The organism is Pedobacter sp. PACM 27299, from assembly GCF_001412655.1.
Taxonomy (GTDB): Bacteria; Bacteroidota; Bacteroidia; order Sphingobacteriales; family Sphingobacteriaceae; genus Pedobacter.
In genome coordinates this window covers 176,987-195,439 of the sequence record NZ_CP012996.1, presented here as the reverse complement: position 1 = coordinate 195,439, position 18,453 = coordinate 176,987, and the positions used below count along the sequence as shown (strand labels likewise).

18 protein-coding genes and 1 pseudogene are annotated in these 18,453 nt (G+C 41.3%); 8 read left to right on the top strand and 11 right to left on the bottom strand.

Features of this window, described 5'->3' with window-relative positions; all coding sequences use genetic code 11:
* The first annotated feature begins 42 nt into the window (after positions 1-42).
* Positions 43-1,704 carry a glutamine--tRNA ligase/YqeY domain fusion protein gene (locus AQ505_RS00735; RefSeq protein ID WP_062546411.1) on the top strand — a complete coding sequence of 554 codons (1,662 nt, stop codon included), beginning with the start codon at positions 43-45 and terminating at the stop codon, positions 1,702-1,704.
* A gap of 123 nt (positions 1,705-1,827) precedes the next feature.
* Here AQ505_RS00735 and AQ505_RS00730 read toward each other — a convergent pair whose 3' ends face one another.
* Complete coding sequence (locus AQ505_RS00730) at positions 1,828-2,661, bottom strand: N-acetylmuramoyl-L-alanine amidase (protein WP_062550835.1); 834 nt, start codon at positions 2,659-2,661, stop codon at positions 1,828-1,830.
* A 138-nt stretch (positions 2,662-2,799) separates the two neighbouring features.
* Here AQ505_RS00730 and AQ505_RS00725 point away from each other — a divergent pair, with 138 nt between their 5' ends.
* On the top strand, positions 2,800-4,482 hold the full coding sequence (locus tag AQ505_RS00725; protein ID WP_062546410.1) for a dipeptidyl-peptidase 3 family protein: 1,683 nt from the start codon (positions 2,800-2,802) through the stop codon (positions 4,480-4,482).
* Between the two features lie 71 nt (positions 4,483-4,553).
* Here AQ505_RS00725 and AQ505_RS00720 read toward each other — a convergent pair whose 3' ends face one another.
* The 9 genes and pseudogenes from AQ505_RS00720 to gltX form a co-directional block, all read right to left on the bottom strand.
* Positions 4,554-4,919 carry a response regulator gene (locus AQ505_RS00720; RefSeq protein WP_062546409.1) on the bottom strand — a complete coding sequence of 122 codons (366 nt, stop codon included), beginning with the start codon at positions 4,917-4,919 and terminating at the stop codon, positions 4,554-4,556.
* 18 nt (positions 4,920-4,937) lie between these two features.
* Positions 4,938-5,501: a chemotaxis protein CheB gene (locus tag AQ505_RS00715; protein ID WP_062546408.1), complete on the bottom strand. Its 564-nt coding sequence runs from the start codon at positions 5,499-5,501 to the stop codon at positions 4,938-4,940.
* Positions 5,501-6,322 (bottom strand): CheR family methyltransferase, encoded by an 822-nt coding sequence (locus tag AQ505_RS00710; RefSeq protein ID WP_062546407.1) that lies wholly within the window; start codon positions 6,320-6,322, stop codon positions 5,501-5,503. Before AQ505_RS00710 ends, AQ505_RS00715 begins: the two co-directional genes overlap by 1 nt.
* Before the next feature lie 6 nt (positions 6,323-6,328).
* Positions 6,329-6,697: a response regulator gene (locus AQ505_RS00705; RefSeq protein WP_062546406.1), complete on the bottom strand. Its 369-nt coding sequence runs from the start codon at positions 6,695-6,697 to the stop codon at positions 6,329-6,331.
* 42 nt (positions 6,698-6,739) lie between these two features.
* Positions 6,740-10,354 (bottom strand): response regulator, encoded by a 3,615-nt coding sequence (locus AQ505_RS00700; protein ID WP_062546405.1) that lies wholly within the window; start codon positions 10,352-10,354, stop codon positions 6,740-6,742.
* A gap of 14 nt (positions 10,355-10,368) precedes the next feature.
* Entirely contained in the window at positions 10,369-11,091 is a 723-nt protein-coding gene (locus AQ505_RS27300) for a sensor histidine kinase (RefSeq protein WP_442952130.1), read from the bottom strand.
* Positions 11,092-11,211: 120 nt separating this feature from the next.
* Positions 11,212-11,492 (bottom strand): annotated as a pseudogene (locus tag AQ505_RS27295) (response regulator); the annotation flags it as partial.
* A 133-nt stretch (positions 11,493-11,625) separates the two neighbouring features.
* Positions 11,626-12,462 (bottom strand): KPN_02809 family neutral zinc metallopeptidase, encoded by an 837-nt coding sequence (gene ypfJ, locus AQ505_RS00690; RefSeq protein ID WP_062546404.1) that lies wholly within the window; start codon positions 12,460-12,462, stop codon positions 11,626-11,628.
* A gap of 72 nt (positions 12,463-12,534) precedes the next feature.
* A complete protein-coding gene (gltX, locus tag AQ505_RS00685; RefSeq protein ID WP_062546403.1) occupies positions 12,535-14,043 on the bottom strand; it encodes a glutamate--tRNA ligase in 1,509 nt (502 codons plus the stop codon).
* Positions 14,044-14,132: 89 nt separating this feature from the next.
* On the opposite strand from gltX, the gene AQ505_RS00680 reads away from it, so the two are divergent.
* From AQ505_RS00680 to AQ505_RS00655, 6 genes are all read left to right on the top strand, one after another.
* The gene (locus AQ505_RS00680; protein ID WP_062546402.1) at positions 14,133-15,350 is read left to right on the top strand and encodes a sensor histidine kinase; all 1,218 of its coding nucleotides are present in this window, start codon (positions 14,133-14,135) and stop codon (positions 15,348-15,350) included.
* Entirely contained in the window at positions 15,328-15,834 is a 507-nt protein-coding gene (locus AQ505_RS00675; RefSeq protein WP_062546401.1) for a DinB family protein, read from the top strand. The genes AQ505_RS00680 and AQ505_RS00675 overlap by 23 nt, the downstream gene beginning before the upstream one ends.
* Positions 15,834-16,259: a hotdog fold thioesterase gene (locus tag AQ505_RS00670; RefSeq protein ID WP_062546400.1), complete on the top strand. Its 426-nt coding sequence runs from the start codon at positions 15,834-15,836 to the stop codon at positions 16,257-16,259. The genes AQ505_RS00675 and AQ505_RS00670 overlap by 1 nt, the downstream gene beginning before the upstream one ends.
* A 179-nt stretch (positions 16,260-16,438) precedes the next feature.
* Positions 16,439-16,801, top strand: coding sequence for a DUF6249 domain-containing protein (locus AQ505_RS00665; protein WP_231634998.1), 363 nt, complete (start codon positions 16,439-16,441; stop codon positions 16,799-16,801).
* Between the two features lie 59 nt (positions 16,802-16,860).
* Positions 16,861-17,442, top strand: a complete 582-nt coding sequence (locus AQ505_RS00660; protein ID WP_062546398.1) for an RNA polymerase sigma factor — start codon at positions 16,861-16,863, stop codon at positions 17,440-17,442.
* Positions 17,439-17,948: an anti-sigma factor family protein gene (locus tag AQ505_RS00655; protein ID WP_062546397.1), complete on the top strand. Its 510-nt coding sequence runs from the start codon at positions 17,439-17,441 to the stop codon at positions 17,946-17,948. Before AQ505_RS00660 ends, AQ505_RS00655 begins: the two co-directional genes overlap by 4 nt.
* Positions 17,949-18,252: 304 nt before the next feature.
* Here AQ505_RS00655 and AQ505_RS00650 read toward each other — a convergent pair whose 3' ends face one another.
* Positions 18,253-18,435 carry a hypothetical protein gene (locus AQ505_RS00650; protein ID WP_062546396.1) on the bottom strand — a complete coding sequence of 61 codons (183 nt, stop codon included), beginning with the start codon at positions 18,433-18,435 and terminating at the stop codon, positions 18,253-18,255.
* Positions 18,436-18,453 lie beyond the last annotated feature (18 nt).

Genomic DNA, 18,453 nt, shown 5'->3' with positions numbered 1-18,453 from the left:
AGCGGTTTTATGTTAACTTTGAAGACTAAATTTACAGTTTTTATGAGTGAGGAAAGATCATTGAACTTTATTGAAGAGATCATTGAAAACGATTTGAAAAGTGGAAAATACGAGACCCTAGTTACTCGTTTTCCGCCTGAACCCAATGGTTATTTACACATCGGACACGCAAAGGCAATTTGCCTGAACTTCGGTCTGACTAAGAAATATGGTGGCTATACAAACCTTAGGTTTGATGATACCAACCCAGTAACTGAGAAAACCGAATACGTAGATAGCCAGCAGGAAGACATTAAATGGCTTGGTTTTGAGTGGAAAAATGAACTGTATACTTCAGATTACTTTGATACTTTATACGATTTCGCAGTTAAACTGATTGAAAAAGGCCTGGCTTATATCGACGACAGTACTGCGGAAGAAATCGCTGCCTTGAAAGGTACCCCAACAGAACCTGGTACAGACAGCCCATACCGTTCCCGCAGCATTGCAGAGAACCTGGACTTGTTTGGCCGTATGAAAGCTGGTGAATTTCCTGATGGCGCACGTATTTTAAGAGCGAAGGCAGATATGTCCAGCCCGAATATGATCATGCGGGATCCGATTATTTACCGCATCAAACATGCAGAGCATCACCGTACAGGTAATAAATGGTGTATTTATCCGATGTACGACTTTGCACATGGACAGAGTGACAGCATTGAGCAAATCACGCATTCGATCTGTACTTTAGAGTACGTATCTCACCGTGAACTGTACGATTGGTTTATTGAGCATCTGGAAATTTTCCCTTCTAAACAATATGAATTTGCCCGTTTAAATCTTTCTTATACCGTAATGAGTAAGAGAAAATTGCTTCAATTGGTAAATGAAGGTGTGGTAACCGGATGGGACGATCCGCGTATGCCTACCATCAGCGGTTTGAGAAGAAGAGGATATACTCCTGATAGTATCCGTGAATTCTGCGAAAGAATCGGGATTGCTAAAAGAGAAAACCTGATCGAACTGAGCTTATTAGAATTCTGCGTACGTGAGCACCTGAATAAAATAGCAAATAGAGTGATGGCGGTTTTAGACCCGATTAAACTGATCATTACTAATTATCCTGAAGGACAAGAAGAAACCTTAAATGGTGAGAACAACCCTGAAGCAGAAGATAAAGGTGGAATCAGAGCCATTCCTTTCAGCAATGAGCTTTGGATTGAGCGCGAAGATTTCATGGAAGAACCGGCTAAAAAATGGTTCAGACTAGCGCCTGGTGCTACCGTAAGATTGAAACATGCTTACATCGTACAATGTGAAAACTTCGTTAAAGATGAAGCAGGAAACGTAACTGAGGTTCATTGTACCTATATTCCGGAATCGAAAAGTGGCGAAGATACCAGCGGTATCAACGTAAAAGGAACGATTCACTGGGTAAGTACCAAACATGCTAAAAAAGCAGAAATCAGAACTTATGATCGCTTGTTTACCGTAGAATCTCCAGATGCTGAAGAAGGTGATTTCAAAGATTACCTGAACCCAGATAGCGTTGAAGTGATTAAGGAAGCCTATATCGAGCCTTATTTAGCCAGTGCAGACCTGGATTCGAGATACCAGTTTATCCGTAAAGGTTATTACTGCGTAGATCAGGAATCTACTCCGGATCATTTGATCTTTAACCGTACGGTTGGATTGAAAGATGCCTGGGCGAAAGCAAAAAAATAACATCAACCCCTAAAATAAAGGTTAAATATTAAAGGCCAGATCCGCGGAAATATCCGTGAATCTGGCCTTTTTTCAGCAGTGAATTTTCCTACGCCTTCCCCATGAAAGTGCCTGCAAAGGAGTCTATAAGTATTTAGTGTATAAATTGAACAAGATCAGCTTATCTGCTGGTGTCAAAACCGGTGTGATGTCCGTTTGTACAAAATGAATTTTAAAGGCCACTATCGCGGAGCTTACATTGGTTACATTGTATCCGATTGCTCTCAATGCCAGTTCTGTATTAAAATCTACCGGCGGCATTTTTAACACCTCATCATACCATAGTCCGAATCCTTTTTTCGCCAAAACCTTCCAGGGGAAATTTAAAGGGTCTACTTTGCGCCTAGGCGCAACATCGGAATGGCCAATAAAGTTAGCTGCAGGAATATTGTATTTCTTCTTTAGTACGCCTAAAAGTGTCACCAGACTGTTTATTTGGGCATCTGCAAATTTCTCTTTACCATTATTATCAAGCTCAATGCCAATCGAAGAAGAGTTCAGGTCTGTATCATTGCCCCATTTCCCTACTCCTGCATGGTTAGAACGTAGGTATTCGTTCACCATCTGAACCACTTTACCATCTCTGCCGATCACATAATGTGCGCTTACTTCGGCTTTCTTATTCAGAAAAGTTTTCACTGTCTGGTTCAGGGAGTCCTGTGCAGTATGGTGCAGGATCACAAAGTTTGGACGGCGCATTCCAAAATTTACAGAACCAATCCAATCTTGCATCGTTGGATCCAGCGTCTCTTTGCTCTGCTTTACCGGGGGGGTTGATTTGATAATTTCGGCAAATCCAGTAGCCTGATCCTTATAGATTTTATTCGTCGCTGCGTACTTATTTGTGGAACAGGAAGCCATAAAAAATAAGGCGCCCATCATTAAGCCCGCGCTTTTAATTTGAAAGGTTTGTATCATAGTAGAGGGGATAGAAGTGGTAAAATTACTATTTTTTACTAATTTAGTTGCCATCTTATACTCATATCAATGCAGGATAACGACAAAAATGCCCGCATTTGATGTAACTTTGCTACCGATAAAAAAACAAAAATCAATATGAAGAACTTAAGCAAATTAACGCTTATTATTGCCGGATGCGCGATCGCTACAGGGATTTCGTCTTGTGGTAATCCTCAGGGAAACACCAATACCCATGCCAAAGCAGTCACTTCCAGTGAAGACAGCTTGCAACGTTACGTAAACGAGCGGATTGCCATCTATGAGAAAGTGAAATTGAGCACCAACCTGAACGATTTATCTGCTACCGACCGTAAGATCTTGCCTTTATTGATTCAGGCTGCACAGATTATGGATGATTTGTTCTGGAAACAGGCTTATCCACAGCGCGACAGCTTATTAAGTACTATAAAAGATGAAAAAACCAAAGCTTTTGTATGGATCAATTATGGCCCATGGGATCGCTTAAACGGAGATAAGCCATTTATTGCCGGCATCGGCACAAAACCTGATGGAGCTACTTTTTACCCTGCAGGAATGACGAAAGCAGAGCTGGAAAAATCAGACCTTAAAGACAAGTTCAACCAGTATTCTGTAATCCAAAAAGACAGTACCGGAAAATTAACGGAAATTCCTTACCATGTCTTATTTGCTTCAGAATTACAAAATGCCTCTTCATTATTGAAACAAGCCGCTTTATTAACGGAAGATGCAGGATTCAAAAAATACCTGAACCTGCGTGCAGATGCTTTAACTTCAGATGATTTTACCGCAAGTGATTATGCCTGGTTAGACATGAAAACCAATAATCTGGACATCATCATCGGCCCAATTGAGAATTATGAAGATAAACTATTCAATGCCAGAGCTTCTTATGAATCTTATGTATTGGTAAAAGATAAGGTTTGGAGCAAGCGCCTGGCTAAATATGTAGCCATGCTGCCTCAATTACAAGAAGGATTACCAGTTGATGCAAAGTATAAAAAAGAAAAACCAGGTACAGACTCTGAATTGAACGCTTATGATGTTGTTTATTATGCTGGAGACTGTAATGCTGGATCAAAAACAATTGCTGTAAACCTGCCGAATGATGAGATCATTCAACAGAAAAAAGGAACAAGACGTTCTCAATTGAAAAATGCGATGAAAGCCAAGTTTGACAAGATCCTGGTGCCAATTTCAAAAGAACTGATCGACAAAGACCAGCAGCAATACATCAATTTCGATGCTTTCTTTGCCAATGTGATGTTCCATGAGGTTGCTCATGGTTTAGGAATCAAGAAAACAGTTACTGGTAGAGGTTTCGTAAAAGAAGCTTTGCAAGAGCAATATTCCTGGTTAGAAGAAGGAAAAGCTGATGTATTGGGGCTATATATGGTCACAGGATTACTGAAAAAGGGTGAGCTGGAAGGTGATTTAAAGACTTTCTATACCACTTATATGGCAGGGATCTTACGTTCAGTAAGATTTGGCGCAGCAAGTGCTCATGGTAAAGCCAATATGCAATGTTTCAACTTCTTCAAAGAGAATGGCGCTTTCATCAGAAATGAGAACGGCACCTATAAAGTAGATTTCACTAAATTCGAAACGGCAATGAACAAGCTGAGCAAACTGATCATTACCCTTCAGGGGAATGGTGATAAGGCGGCGGTAGCGAAAGTTCAAAAAGAGAATGCGGTAATTAGTCCTGAATTACAAAAAGACTTAGACAAGCTAACTCAAAAAGGCATTCCTGTGGATGTAATTTTTGAGCAGGGTGTAGATGTACTTGGCGTAAAATAAACAGGCCTAATCTTTCCCATAAAAAAAGGTCAATAACCAGCTATTGGTTATTGACCTTTTTACTTATAAAACTACATTAGGTGTTTTTCAATAATGTCTTCCAGCTCTTGAATATCAAAGGGCTTAGACAAGTAACCATCCGCTCCAGCTTGTTCTGCCAGAGATTTCACATCATTATTAGCGGTAAAATAAATCACAGGAATATTTTTTAAGCGTTCATCGCTTTTCAATTCCCTTGTCGCGTCAATGCCGCCCACATCCGGCAGCCAGTTGTCCATAAAGATGATATCTGGCATATAGGCCATTACCTGATCAATGATCTGGTTAGAAGTCGCAGAGGTTTTAATCTCATAGCCTGCATCCTCCAGAATGATCGTACACAATTCCAAAATATCCGCATTGTCATCAAACACAAAAACCTTTTTCGAATTCCCCATTTATATATATTGTTGTTTCTAGCTTAGTAAATTTATAAACGCTGCAATTTCCTCGATACGTAAGATACGATCTATGGCTACATTTTTCCTTGCCTGTTCTGGCATATAGGCTACTTGAGCAGAGTCTGGATGCTGAATAACAGCTATCCCGCCCCATTGTTTTACGGTTGCCAACCCATTTACTCCGTCGGCATTAGAGCCCGAAAGCAGCAGGCAAACCAGCTCCTCTTTAAACGCTTCTGCTGCGGTCTGAAAGGTCACATCTATCGCTGGCCTGGAATAGTTCACTTTTTCTGAGTAGTCTAAAGAGAAAGTACGGTCCATTTCAATCAGTAAATGATAATCTGAGGGGGCAATATAAATGATTCCAGGAACCATCATTTCCTTCTCATCAGCTTCCTTAACGGGCATTGTTGTTCTTGAGGAAAGTAAACCTGGCAGTAAAGAATCGGCTCCATGTTTTCGGTGTATGACAATAACAATCGGAAAGGAAAGGCTTGGGTTTACAGCTGGCAGGACCTTTAACAGTACTTCCAGGCTTCCTGCGGAACCTCCGATGATAAATGCTCTACACTTCTTCATTAGCGTTGTTTCCTCCAAATTTTATTTCCTGGTAATCGTTTATATTGTTTGTGAATATCCGAAAATTCAATCGTTTCTTTTGTTCCTAATGCGAGATAACCCAAATCTTCCAAACTATCATCAAAAAGTTCAAGCACTTTATTCTGCAGGTCCCGGTCAAAATAGATCAGAACATTTCGGCATAGGATGAGTTGAAATTCATTGAAGGAATGGTCTGAAACCAGGTTATGCGTAGAAAAGATGATTTTACTTTTCAGCTCATCATCAAATTTAGCAAGGGAATAATTTGCACTGTAGTAGCTGGAAAAATCCTGCGTTCCACCGGCTGCAATATAATTTTCCGAGTATTGTTTCATTTGCGCCAATGCAAACATCCCCTGAGCGGCTTTCTCGAGTACTGCAGGATTTAAATCAGTGGCATAGATTAATGATTTATGCAATAAATTGAGCTCTTTTAAAACAATAGAAATGGAGTAGGCCTCTTCTCCGGTAGAGCATCCGGCCAGCCAGATCCGAATAAAGGGATAGGTGCCCAGTTGGGGTAGTACCTGTTCTCTCAGTGTTTTAAAAAACTGTGGATCACGAAACATTTCCGTCACATTTACCGTAATCTGTTCAACAAACCGCTTAAAATAAAGCGGATCATTATTTACTTTGTACCGAAATTCGGCAAAACTGAGCGATTTATCAAGGGCATATAAACGGTTTATCCTTCTTTTTAAAGAGGCTTTAGAATACCCCGTAAAATCATAGCCATATTGCTCCAGAAGATCTGTAAGCAGGATTTCAACCTGATCGTCATTAACAGCGGGAAGTTCCAAATTAGGTTAAATATAAAGCTTAAGCAGGTCTGTTAATTCATCCACGTTGATCGGTTTGGAAACATAACCAACGGCACCTGCATTCAGGCACCGTTCACGATCTCCCAGCATGGCTTGTGCTGTTACGGCGATCACGGGGATTTCTTTTAGCTCCGGATGTCTACTCATTTGCGCCATGGCCTGATAACCGTCCATTCCGGGCATCATCATGTCCATTAACACCACTGCTATTCCTTTCTCTTTTTTCAGCAGATCTAATCCTTCTTCCCCACCTATTGCCGAAACACATTGAAAACCTTTTGACTTTAACACTGCCGAAAGGGCAAATATATTCCTGTTATCGTCGTCTACTATTAATATTTTATTCTCTGCCATATATCAAAAACAATTGAGCATTTCATTTAAACCTTTTTCAATTTACGCTTTATCATAAAGCCATACCCTGAGCAAGGAGATGAGCTGATCGATGTCTACCGGTTTGGAAATATAGTCGGAAGCACCCGCTGCAATACACTTTTCCCGGTCGCCCATCATTGCTTTCGCAGTAACAGCCAGGATAGGCAATTGTTTGAAGGTTGGAATTTTTCTAATCTCCCTGGTACTTTCATATCCGTCCATCTCCGGCATCATCATATCCATAAGGACAATATCTACAGTTGGATTCTCTTTAAGCAGCTGTAGGGCTTCTTTTCCATCCGTAGCCGCTAAAACATTCATCTTATGCTGCTCTAATGCTTTAGTGAGTGAGAAAATGTTTCTAACATCATCGTCGGCAATTAAAACTGTTTTATTATTGAGGACCTCATATAATCCACCCAGTTGCTCGGTAGCTTGTTTTTTATTTTTATGTCTTCCTTCTGTTTCTTTTTCCTCTACCAGGTGAAGGAACAAACCAGCCTCATCCAGGATTCTCTGGTAAGAATGTGCTGTTTTAACAACGATAGAATCTGCGTATTGCTTGATTCTGATTTCCTCCCCTTTCGACAAGTTTTTACCGGTAAAGATGATGATCGGTAAATTCTCCAATCCTTCACTCTTTTTAATGGTTTCCAAGGTCTCGTATGCGTTCTTATCCGGAATACCCATGTCAAGGATCACACAGTCGACCTCATTTTTATGTAAGGCACCAATACTTTCTCCTACATTATTGACTACTTCCGTTTGAATGTTATAATTGCTGAGGAAGAAGCTCAATGCTTCGGCATGCTGTTTATTTTCTTCAACGATCAATACTTTTTTCGGAGAGCGGCTAAATGCATCTTCGAGTTTCTGGAAAATATTCTTGATCTGTTCCAGGGCCACCGGTTTATTGATAAAATCAACCGCACCTTTCAGCAGGCTTTCCTTTTTCACTTCCAGAGAGGACATGATATGTACTGGAATTGGCTTGGTTGCGGGATTAGATTTCAATTCTTCCATCACCTGCCAGCCATCTTTTACCGGCAGCTGAATGTCCAGTAAAATTGCCAATGGTTTGTATAGGTTGGCCAGCTCGATACCAACGTCACCTCTTACCGCTACAATTCCTTTATAGCCACGTTTTCTGGTAAATTGCAGCAGTGTTTTTGCAAAATTAGTATCATCTTCGACGATCAGAATTACTTTATCACCTGGCTGAATATCATCCCTGTCATCGGCAATCTCCTGAGGGATATTTTGCACGGTGAAACGTGCGATAGGTGCTTCCACGAATGGTTCAGCGAAAATGGGTTTAGCAATCACTGCAGCTTCTGACTCAGCGAAACCAGAAATCAAGGCATCAGCATGTTTGATCGGTAATTTCAGGGTAAATTCACTACCTACTTGCTCCTGACTGCTCAACTGTATTTCGCCGCCCAATAATTTCGCCAGCTCACGGCTAATCGAAAGTCCTAGGCCTGTTCCTCCAAAATTGCGTCGTGTGGAGCCATCTGCCTGTTGAAACGCTTCAAAGATCATCGCTTGTTTATTGGCGGGGATTCCGATCCCAGTATCTGACACCTTAAACAACAAGAATTTCTTCGTTTCATCTTTTTTGATGCTCATGCTTACCTTCCCTTTGCTGGTAAACTTAATGGCATTGGAAAGCAAATTTTTAAGCACTTGCTCCAGTCGCATCTTGTCTGTTTCTACCAGTGGCAGATCTGGGGCCAGTTCTAATTCCAGCTCCAGCTTTTTATCGGCAGCCAAAGGCGAGAATAAGGAGCGCATATCTGCCGCTACTTCCGTCATTGGCACCTCGGCAAATTCCAGTTTCATCTTTCCGGCCTCAATCTTAGAGAGGTCGAGAATTTCATCAATCAGGGCCAGTAATCCTTGTCCAGAGCTTTGAATCACCTCTGCGTACTCAATATATTCTTCGTCCAGATCCTTATTATCAGACATCAGCTTAGAAAGCAACAAGATGGAATTCAATGGTGTTCTCAATTCGTGAGACATATTGGCCAGGAATTCCGATTTATATTTTGTGCTTTGCTCCAGCTGTTCGGCTTTTTGCTGAATGTCCAGGTTGCGTTCCTGAATCAGTTGATTTTTTTCCTCCAGTAAGCTGGTGCGCTCTTCAAGCTCCTGATTACTTTGTAAAAGCTCTTCCTGCTGCACCCGCAGCTCCTCTTCTGAGGTTTGTATTTTCTGAGTCTGCGCTTCCAATTCGGCGTTCAAACCTTCCAGTTCACTATGTTGTGCCTGTAATTCTTCTGCTTGCGCCTGTGTTTCTTCCAGGAATTCTTGTAATTTCTTACGGTTTTGAGACACGTGAATAGCAATACCTACATTTGTAGAAATCGTGTTTATGAAATCCAGTTGTAAAGGGCTATAGGTATTTAAAGAGCCCAGTTCCAACACGCCAACCAGTTCGTTATGTCGAAAAACAGGAACGGCAACCACATTTCGCGGCTTGGTATTTCCGGCAGCATAGCTGATGGTTAATTCTTCATCAGGAATATCGTTGATTAAAATCTGTTTCGCAGATTTCCAGGCCTGACCGGCAAGTCCTTCTCCTAATCTTAAAGTTTGCTGACGCTCTCTTTCCAGCAGCGCATAGCCTGCGATCAATTCCAGCTGGCTTTCCTCTTCCAATAAATAGAAGGCAGCTACATGGCTATTGGTATGGGCAACTATGCTTTCCAGTACATCATTCGCAAGCTCAGGAACACTTTTTTCGCCCACCATCTGATCATTCAGACTGGCAATCCCAGATTGCAACCATTCCTTATCAGCCAGGAGCGAGAAGGAATATTTTAGAGATTCTGCCATGCCATTGAGCGATAGGGCTACTCCTCCTAATCCATCCTGAACGGCTTCATTTGCCCGGACGTCATAATCACCATTGGAAATTTGTCCGGCAATGTGTCGAACCTCTTCTATTCTGCGGTCAATATCTTCATTTTTCTTTCTCAATTCTTCTTCTAGCTTCAGTCGCTCATTGAAATCGAAAATCACTTTACGGTAAAAGAAGATGGTAATCAGGATGGCCAACAATGCCGCCAGAACAATAAGCATCGGCGTAAATTTGGAAAGCTTGTTCATGCTTGCCGTACGTTCTTCCAACAATCGTTTTTCTTCCTTTTCCATACTGGAAATCACCGCGCGGGCGCTATCCATATACGTTTTACCATTAAGGAGTTCAGAAACACTCACATTTCCACCTCTTTCCTTGATCTTAATCGTTTTTTCAAGAACACCTAGCCTTCCTGAGATGATTTCATCCAATTTGGCAATCTGTTTTTGCTGCAAGGAATTGTCTTTGGTGAGATATCCTATGTTTTGCATTAGCGTAACTGCGCGTTGCTTCGCTCCGTCATAAGGGTCTAAAAAGACCCTTTCTCCCGTCAGCAGATAGCCACGTTGTCCGGTTTCTGCATCTTTCAAGGTAGAAATAATTTCTTCCAGCCCGGTAATGACTTCATTGCTATGGTGCACCAGATCCGCACTGCGAATCAGACTGGTAATACTTTGATAAGAGGCCATAGAACTAATAAATAGCACCAGTAACGACAGGCCTAATCCAACGCGGAGTTTTCCTCTTAAAGATCGTTGCTTATTTTGCAGCATAATTAATTTTCTTTTTAATCCTTTTCGGATGTAGCATTAAATGGAATATTAAAATAAAATTCGGACCCTTCTCCAGGGATACTTTTGACACCTACCTCACCACCATGTCTTTTGATAATTTCGGCGGAGATATAAAGTCCAATTCCCAATCCCTGGAAATGAATTGCGGTTTCTTCTACCCGATAAAACTTTTCAAATACATTCTTTTGCAATTCTTCATCGATCCCAATTCCAAAATCCCTCACACCTACATAGACGCTTTCTCCACGGTCTTCTACGGTGATATGCACTTCTGAAGTCCCTGGTGAATATTTTATGGCATTGGTTAAGAAGTTAATCACGACCTGTTCAATGCGCATTTCATCCCCACAGATTTCCCGCTTAACCGATCCGGTTTTCAGTAGCTTAAATTCGGGATTGGATTGATGAATAATTTCGATTACACTGTCCAGCATGTCATCTATAATAAACGGTCGCTTATTGAACTTTAGTTTACCGCTTTCGATTTTAGAAATATCCAGAAGATCGGTAATAAGTTCATTTAGTTTTTCCAGCTGTACCTGTGCTTTTGCCAGGTGCTTTTTTAAGGTGGGGACATCCCCTTTATCAATGCTTCGTTCGAGTAATTGCACATATCCTTTCACACTGGTGAGCGGTGTTTTCAGTTCATGGCTGGCGATACTGATGAATTCATCTTTTTTACGCTCTGCTTGTTTTCTGAACTCAATTTCATCCATTAAAGCTTTTTGTATTTCAATCAGCTTTCTGCTTTGCTCATAAATGCGGTAAAAGGTTTTTACTTTTAGCAGCAGAATGTCCATATCTACCGGTTTGGTGATATAATCCAATCCACCGGAAGAATATCCTTTAGTGATAAACTTCGTTTCCGTATTCGCTGCAGAGAGGAAGATAATCGCAGTTTCCTTCGCTTTACTATAACCAGAAATGGCCTCAGCAACTTCGAAACCATCCATTCCAGGCATTTGTACATCAAGGATAATCAGGACGTATTCGTTTTTAAGAACTTTTTTAAGGCCTCTTCTCCTGATGATGCGGTATCTACTTCAAAATTATGTTTCTCCAGAACCTTTTTTAATGAGATCAGGTTCTCGGGGGTATCATCTACAATTAGTATCATTCTTAAATAAATAAAGCGGCTGAATCTTCAGCTGCCAATGCATAATTGTGCAAATAGTCTTTTGCTAATTTATGTAAGTTTGAAGAATAAAACTTGTTTAAACATGCTTTATATCAAAAAACTTGCAGTACTCTTAAAGTTGTGAGGAATTAAAAGTATCTCCCTGACGGAAATCGCCGGTATCGAAGCCTTTTTTAAACCAATACATTCTTTGAGCAGAGGTACCATGAGTAAAGGCATCGGGCACCACTTCTCCCTGGGCCTGTTTCTGCAATTTATCGTCTCCGATTGCATTTGCAGCGGTAATGGCTTCTTCAAGATCGCCTTCATCCAATTTGAAATCTTTTAAATTTTGAGCGTGGTTCGCCCATAGACCTGCAAAGAAATCTGCCTGTAACTCTAGTTTTACGGAAAGTCTGTTGTATTCTTTTTCGCTGAGCTGTGATTTGGCGCGCTGCACTTTTTCTGAGATCCCCAATAGGTTCTGAACATGGTGTCCTACTTCATGGGCAATCACATAGGCCTGTGCAAAATCGCCGCCGGCACCGAAACGGTTTTGTAACTCCTGATAGAAACTCAGGTCAATATATACTCTATGGTCCCCGGGACAGTAAAACGGTCCTACTGCGGCACTGGCACTTCCGCACGCGGACTGTACATTATTGGTGAATAGGACTAATTTTGGCTGCTCATAAACTTTACCCATTTCCTGGAATTGCTGTTCCCATACCTGATTTGTGGAGGCCAGTACGCCATCTACAAATTTCCCCTCACGATCTGTTGGGTCTCCTGTTTTAGGTGTTCCCTGAGTCGCTTCTCCAATTGGCAACTGACTCACCAGGCCTGTTAGATCTTGTCCGAAGAACAATCCGAGGATCACGACGATGATTCCTATACCACCACCGATGGCGCCACCGCTCATCCCTCGTCTGTCTTCAATATTTCCACTTCCTTTACCGAACCATTGCATATAAATTCCGTTTAAATTGGTTTACAAAAATCTGGGACAATTGTTATACCAATTTAAACGAAAAGTTTATTTTTATGCAAATGCAGTTAAAGCATTCTGTATTCTTTGGATAGTTTCTGTCGCGCCTAGAGCTATAGCGATGTCAAATACACCCGGACCGAATTTACCGCCGACCAGCATAATGCGGAAAGGCAGCATCAGTTCACCAGGTTTAAAACTATGCGCTGCAGCCAATTCTTTGAACTTTTCCTCTAATTCTAAGGCAGTTAATCCATCAGTAATCACAGCGGCATAAGCATTAAAAAACGCCGCTTTCTCTGCAGACCATTTTGGCTGCACTGCTGGAAGATCAAATTCTACTGGTGCTACAAAAAAGTAAGCACTTTGAGGAACAAAATCTGTTAACAGGTGACAGCGATCTTTAATCAGGTCAATTACTGTTGCTAAATAGGTCTCGTCGTTGATGTCGATTCCCTCCGCAGCAAATGCTTGTTTAACCGTTGGCAACAGTGCGGCTGCCGGACTATTTTTGATCCATTCGTGGTTGTACCATTTTGCTTTTTCAAAGTCGAATTTTGCGCCGGCTTTACTGATTCGTTCAATAGAGAACTTTTCAATCAACTCAGCCATAGAGAAAATCTCGTTTTCAGTACCATCATTCCAGCCTAACATGGCCAGAAGATTCACAAAAGCCTCTGGCATAAAGCCCAGCTCTTTGAATCCCTTAGTCAGGTCTCCTGTTTTAGGATCTGTCCAGTTTTGTGCGTAAACAGGGAAGCCTAAGCGATCTCCATCACGTTTACTCAACTTTCCATTGCCATCAGGTTTCAGAATTAATGGTAAATGTACCCATTGCGGCATTTCATCATCCCAGCCCAGGTATCTCCAAAGGAGTACATGAATCGGTGCAGACGGCAGCCATTCTTCACCTCTAAAAATATGACTGATTTCCATCGCTTTATCATCTGCAACTACCGCTAAATGATAGGTTGGCATGCCGTCAGCTTTCAATAATACTTTATCATCTACCAGATTGGTATCAAAACTCACATGACCTCTGATTAAATCTGTAAAAGAAACAGTTTCATCAGCTGGGATTTTTATACGAACTACATGAGGCGTATTTGCAGCTAAGAGTGCGGCTACCTCAGCATCAGCTAAGGTTAGAGAGTTCCTCATGTCGCCCCGCGTAGACAGGCCATACGTGAAATTAGGAATTTCCTTACGTTTAGCATCCAGTTCTTCCGGGGTATCAAAAGCATAGTAAGCAAAACCATCAGTAATCAGCTGATCTGCATATTGTTTATAAGTAGATTTACGTTCGCTCTGGCGATACGGTGCAAATGGGCCACCCAATTCAGGACTTTCATCCGGTTTCATGCCACACCATTCCAGGCAGGAAGCGATATAAGCTTCTGCACCCTCCACAAAACGGGTCTGATCGGTATCTTCCACCCTAAGGATGAATGTTCCGTTATGCTGCTTAGCGAACAAATAATTAAACAAAGCGGTGCGTACACCACCTAAATGCAACCCGCCTGTCGGGCTAGGGGCAAATCTTACTCTTACTTTCTTTTCCATCATACGAATTACAAAGATATATTTTTTACCCCGTTACCTTTCTATTCCGCTATTTTTGAATGGTATTTTGTAATTTGCCCGGATAACCTATGAATCCATACGAAAAAAAGCGCCGCTGGAAATTCTTTTTACTATTTTTTGCCATCGTGATTGGTACTGCTTCTGTATTGTATAGCGATTTCTTCGTGAAAAAGATGGAACGTGAAGAAAGAATGCAATTTCAGCTCTTCGTCAAGGTGACCGAAAAATCACTGGCCATGTATGACGATGAAAATACAACAGATCTGGTTGACCTCATCAGAACAAATACCAAATTACCCATCATGATCATCAATCAGGAAGGGACAATTCTTTCTTATCAGGGACTGGATTCTACGAAAACCAATTATGATTTACAAAAGAAAGATGGGCTGACTTATGACCCCGCTTATTTTCTGCGGGAGCTGAATATGATGAAAAAACAGCATCCTCCAACCCCTATTATAGGGCTTGACGATACACGATGGTATGTTTATTACAAAGATTCCCCAACTTTAACGCAGCTGCGTTATTTCCCGTATATCCAGCTCGCCGTGATCGGTTTGTTTCTCCTCACCGCTTATGTGGCCTTTAGTTCGGCAAGAAAAGCAGAACAGGATCAGGTTTGGGTAGGTATGGCCAAGGAAACCGCCCATCAGCTGGGCACTCCTATTTCTTCGCTGATGGCCTGGGTAGAATTGATGAAATCCCGGTTCAATGCAGAGGACGACCCATTGATTGCGGAGATGGAAAATGACATCAAAAGACTGGAGGTCATCACCGACCGCTTCTCTAAAATCGGCTCCAAACCGATGGTAGAAGATCATGTGGTGTATACCGTAATCCATAATTTTGTAGAGTATTTTAAACTGCGGACTTCGGATAAAATCATTTTTAAGATTACCGGTGATGAGCAAGTTCGGGCCTTGCTGAATGTGCCTCTATTTGATTGGGTGACCGAAAACCTATTGAAAAACGCAGCAAATGCCATCGAGAATGAGGGTACGATCACGATAGATATCATTGAAAACTTAACCAAAGAAGAAGTCTTTATTGATGTCACAGATACTGGACGAGGCATTGCCAGATCTAAATTCGACGCCGTTTTCCAACCAGGTTATACCACTCGTAAACGCGGATGGGGGCTTGGGTTATCATTGACCAAAAGAATTATCGAGAACTATCATAACGGGCAGATTTTTGTAAAAGACTCTGAACTGGAAAAAGGAACCACCTTCCGCATCATTTTAAAAAGCAGTATAACTTATGAACCGACCTCAAACACATGAGTATCCCGCCTGGGCGGAGACTTACATCAGTAAAATTTCTGGTGATGACATCCTTGATCTCTTAGAAAAACAAGGGACTGATTTTCCTGAGTTCTTAAATACCCTGACAGAGAAAGCAGATTATGCCTATGCGCCAGGAAAATGGACGATTAAGGAAATGGCAGGACATATTGTGGATACAGAAAGGATTTTGGTATACCGCTTAACCTGTTTTGCACGTGCAGAACAGCATGCTTTGCCTGGCTTTGATGAAGATGATTATGTGACGAATGCCCATTTCGCTGACCGCAGTCTGCAGAGTTTTTCAGAAGAATTTGCCTTGCTAAGAAAGGCTAATTTATATTTGTTTAAGTCCTTAAACGATCACGAACTTGACCGCAGCGGTACCGCCTCTGAGCGTCAAATCAGTGTTAGAGCCTTGTTGTTTGTCATTGCAGGTCATGTAATTCATCATACAGGTATCATCGAAGAAAGGTATTTATAATGTGGTTCTCCCAATTTACACCGGAAGGGTTAAATGATCGCCCGAAAAATCATTTAGGAGGTTTACTGGATATCCAGTTTACGGAAATTGGTGCCGACTTTTTAACAGCGACCATGCCTGTAGACGAAAGAACGCATCAGCCAGCAGGAATTCTGCATGGCGGAGCTTCTGTAGTCCTTGCTGAAACCTTAGGAAGCATTGCTTCTTACCTATGCATCGACCCGGAAAAATTCATGGCTGTAGGCCTTGAAATCAATGCGAACCACCTCAGACCGGTTAAAAGCGGGCTCGTTACCGGCATTTGTAAGCCCTTGCATATTGGCGCAAAAACCCATGTCTGGGAAATAAAAATATACAACGATAAAGGTAAAATGAACTGCATAAGCCGTTTAACAGTAGCCATTATTGCAAAACCTCAGGGATAAGCAGATCCATTCGCAATCAGAAGAGCTCGGTAATTCCGGGCTTTTCGTGTTTAAATGGCCTTTTTACACCCTTTTTATTTTTTTCTATTTTTCCTGTAACCTGTTTCATTTTCATGTGGTCATAGCTTACAGAACATCAGTTCAATAAAACAGATCTTTAACATATAAAATTTAATAAAATGGGAAACGAAATATTAGTACCGATCACACTCTTCCTTTGTACTACCGCCCTTGTATTTGGGTTGAGGTATATGTCCAACAAAGAAAAAATGGCCATGATTGAACGCGGCATGGATCCAGGACTGGCCAAATCAAGACCGAGTGCACCAATGCCTTTTGTAAGTTTAAAATTCGGCTTACTATTAGTTGGATTAGGATTAGGATTGATTGTCGCCTTATTCACTGTAAGGAACATCGGATTAGATGACGAAGAAGGAGTGGCCGTTTATTTTGGATGCCTCAGCATTTTCGGAGGATTAGGGTTGATCGTTTCTTATGCGATGGAAAAAAACTGGCTAGACAAGCAGAAATACCTGCAGTAAATCTAGAACCACCTAATTCCCTATATAAAACTATCTAAAAGACGCGCGTCTAAAAATATATGCAGCATAAGCAATCCGATAACGAGCTAATTACTGAAGTCCTGTCGGGCAATACCGCGGTTTTTTCCGAACTGGTAAAACGTCATCAGCGCTTTGTATTTACATTGGCAATGCGTTTTTCCAAACGTCGGGAAGATGCAGAAGAGATCGCACAGGATTGTTTCATTAAAGCATACAAGGCCCTCGGTACCTATAAGCAGACTGCAAAATTTTCTACCTGGCTGTATACTATCACCTACACCACGTCCATGAGCTTTTTACGCAAAAAGCGACTGGATGTACAATCGATCGACGATGAAGGGAGTATCCTTCAGCTGGAAAACCATACTTCTGACTTCAATTCAGACCTGGTAGAAAAAAGATCGGGTTATGTGTACCTCAACCAGGCCATTGCCTTACTCTCTGCCGATGATGCCAGTATCATCACCCTGTTCTATCAGGGCGAACAAAGTCTGGAAGAGATCGGAAAGACGCTCAATATGGAAAGCAACACGGTAAAAGTAAAATTGCACCGCGCCAGAATCAGACTGAAAGAAAAATTACAATATTTGTTAAAAGACGAAGTAAAGGAATTATTATGATCACTATAGAAGAAGAAATCTGGGATTATATTGATGGCAGCAGCAGCCAGGAACAGCAATTGGCTGTGGAAGCTAAGATTGCCTCAGATCCAGTATACCGTTCCCTATATCAGGAGTTCCTGGAAATCAATAAAGAGATGAGCGGATTGGGTTTGGAAGAACCTTCCATGTCATTTACAAGAAATGTGATGGAGCAGGTAAAGCTGGAAATCGCACCGGTATCGATGAAGACGAAGGTAGACAAACGCATTATTTATAGTATCTCTGGGTTTTTCATCTTTTCGATGCTCGCCATAGTGACTTATATTGTCGCCAATAGCGATTTTACTTTTCAGGATGCAAAATTCGGCAAGTTATTCAGCTCCGGACAACTGGACTTTAGTAAATACTTCACGCCCACTTTCATTAAAATATTTCTATTTGTAGATGTTCTATTGGCTTTCGCTTATCTAGACAGTTTTCTGCGAACAAAGCGTCATAGCCATCAGGAGAATGGGATTTCTTAAGAAAATCAGTCAATACTCCTTATATAAACACCCTTTATACCACTTTAACTAAGGCTTTAAATGAAAAATGCCGGATCAATTGATGATCCGGCATTTTCTATATTACTTATATGTTATTTCAATGAATTGAATTGCGTAATACGCCGATATTAATGACTATGCTGACTAACCTTACAAAACCTTAGCAACCAGATTTCAGGTCACACAAATGACATGGTGTCCTTTCTTCTTGCTTCCAAATGGATCGTTTAGGAATAAACGGTCAGTTCAGATTAGCAGTTCCTATTAAAAAATGGGAAAAAGACTAGTATTCGCGTCCTTTAACCAATCCGTTCAAGAACATTGCGGAAAGAATAAATCCAATAATTCCACCTAATACAGACCATAAAAATGCGCCTGAGATTATTGCTGCTGTTAAAGTTCCGAAAAACAGGCCTAAAACATAATATACCCAATCAAAACTGTTGTTATTTTCTTCGTTAGTCATTTTTAATATACTTAGGCC

What these genes read in the sequence shown, in the direction of transcription:
- AQ505_RS00735 (WP_062546411.1), top strand. Translation starts at nt 43, where the DNA reads ATGAGTGAGGAAAGATCATTGAACTTTATTGAAGAGATCATTGAAAAC.
- AQ505_RS00730 (WP_062550835.1), bottom strand. Translation starts at nt 2,661, where the DNA reads ATGATACAAACCTTTCAAATTAAAAGCGCGGGCTTAATGATGGGCGCC.
- AQ505_RS00725 (WP_062546410.1), top strand. Translation starts at nt 2,800, where the DNA reads ATGAAGAACTTAAGCAAATTAACGCTTATTATTGCCGGATGCGCGATC.
- AQ505_RS00720 (WP_062546409.1), bottom strand. Translation starts at nt 4,919, where the DNA reads ATGGGGAATTCGAAAAAGGTTTTTGTGTTTGATGACAATGCGGATATT.
- AQ505_RS00715 (WP_062546408.1), bottom strand. Translation starts at nt 5,501, where the DNA reads ATGAAGAAGTGTAGAGCATTTATCATCGGAGGTTCCGCAGGAAGCCTG.
- AQ505_RS00705 (WP_062546406.1), bottom strand. Translation starts at nt 6,697, where the DNA reads ATGGCAGAGAATAAAATATTAATAGTAGACGACGATAACAGGAATATA.
- AQ505_RS00700 (WP_062546405.1), bottom strand. Translation starts at nt 10,354, where the DNA reads ATGCTGCAAAATAAGCAACGATCTTTAAGAGGAAAACTCCGCGTTGGA.
- AQ505_RS27300 (WP_442952130.1), bottom strand. Translation starts at nt 11,091, where the DNA reads ATGGATGAAATTGAGTTCAGAAAACAAGCAGAGCGTAAAAAAGATGAA.
- ypfJ (WP_062546404.1), bottom strand. Translation starts at nt 12,462, where the DNA reads ATGCAATGGTTCGGTAAAGGAAGTGGAAATATTGAAGACAGACGAGGG.
- gltX (WP_062546403.1), bottom strand. Translation starts at nt 14,043, where the DNA reads ATGGAAAAGAAAGTAAGAGTAAGATTTGCCCCTAGCCCGACAGGCGGG.
- AQ505_RS00680 (WP_062546402.1), top strand. Translation starts at nt 14,133, where the DNA reads ATGAATCCATACGAAAAAAAGCGCCGCTGGAAATTCTTTTTACTATTT.
- AQ505_RS00675 (WP_062546401.1), top strand. Translation starts at nt 15,328, where the DNA reads ATGAACCGACCTCAAACACATGAGTATCCCGCCTGGGCGGAGACTTAC.
- AQ505_RS00670 (WP_062546400.1), top strand. Translation starts at nt 15,834, where the DNA reads ATGTGGTTCTCCCAATTTACACCGGAAGGGTTAAATGATCGCCCGAAA.
- AQ505_RS00665 (WP_231634998.1), top strand. Translation starts at nt 16,439, where the DNA reads ATGGGAAACGAAATATTAGTACCGATCACACTCTTCCTTTGTACTACC.
- AQ505_RS00660 (WP_062546398.1), top strand. Translation starts at nt 16,861, where the DNA reads ATGCAGCATAAGCAATCCGATAACGAGCTAATTACTGAAGTCCTGTCG.
- AQ505_RS00655 (WP_062546397.1), top strand. Translation starts at nt 17,439, where the DNA reads ATGATCACTATAGAAGAAGAAATCTGGGATTATATTGATGGCAGCAGC.
- AQ505_RS00650 (WP_062546396.1), bottom strand. Translation starts at nt 18,435, where the DNA reads ATGACTAACGAAGAAAATAACAACAGTTTTGATTGGGTATATTATGTT.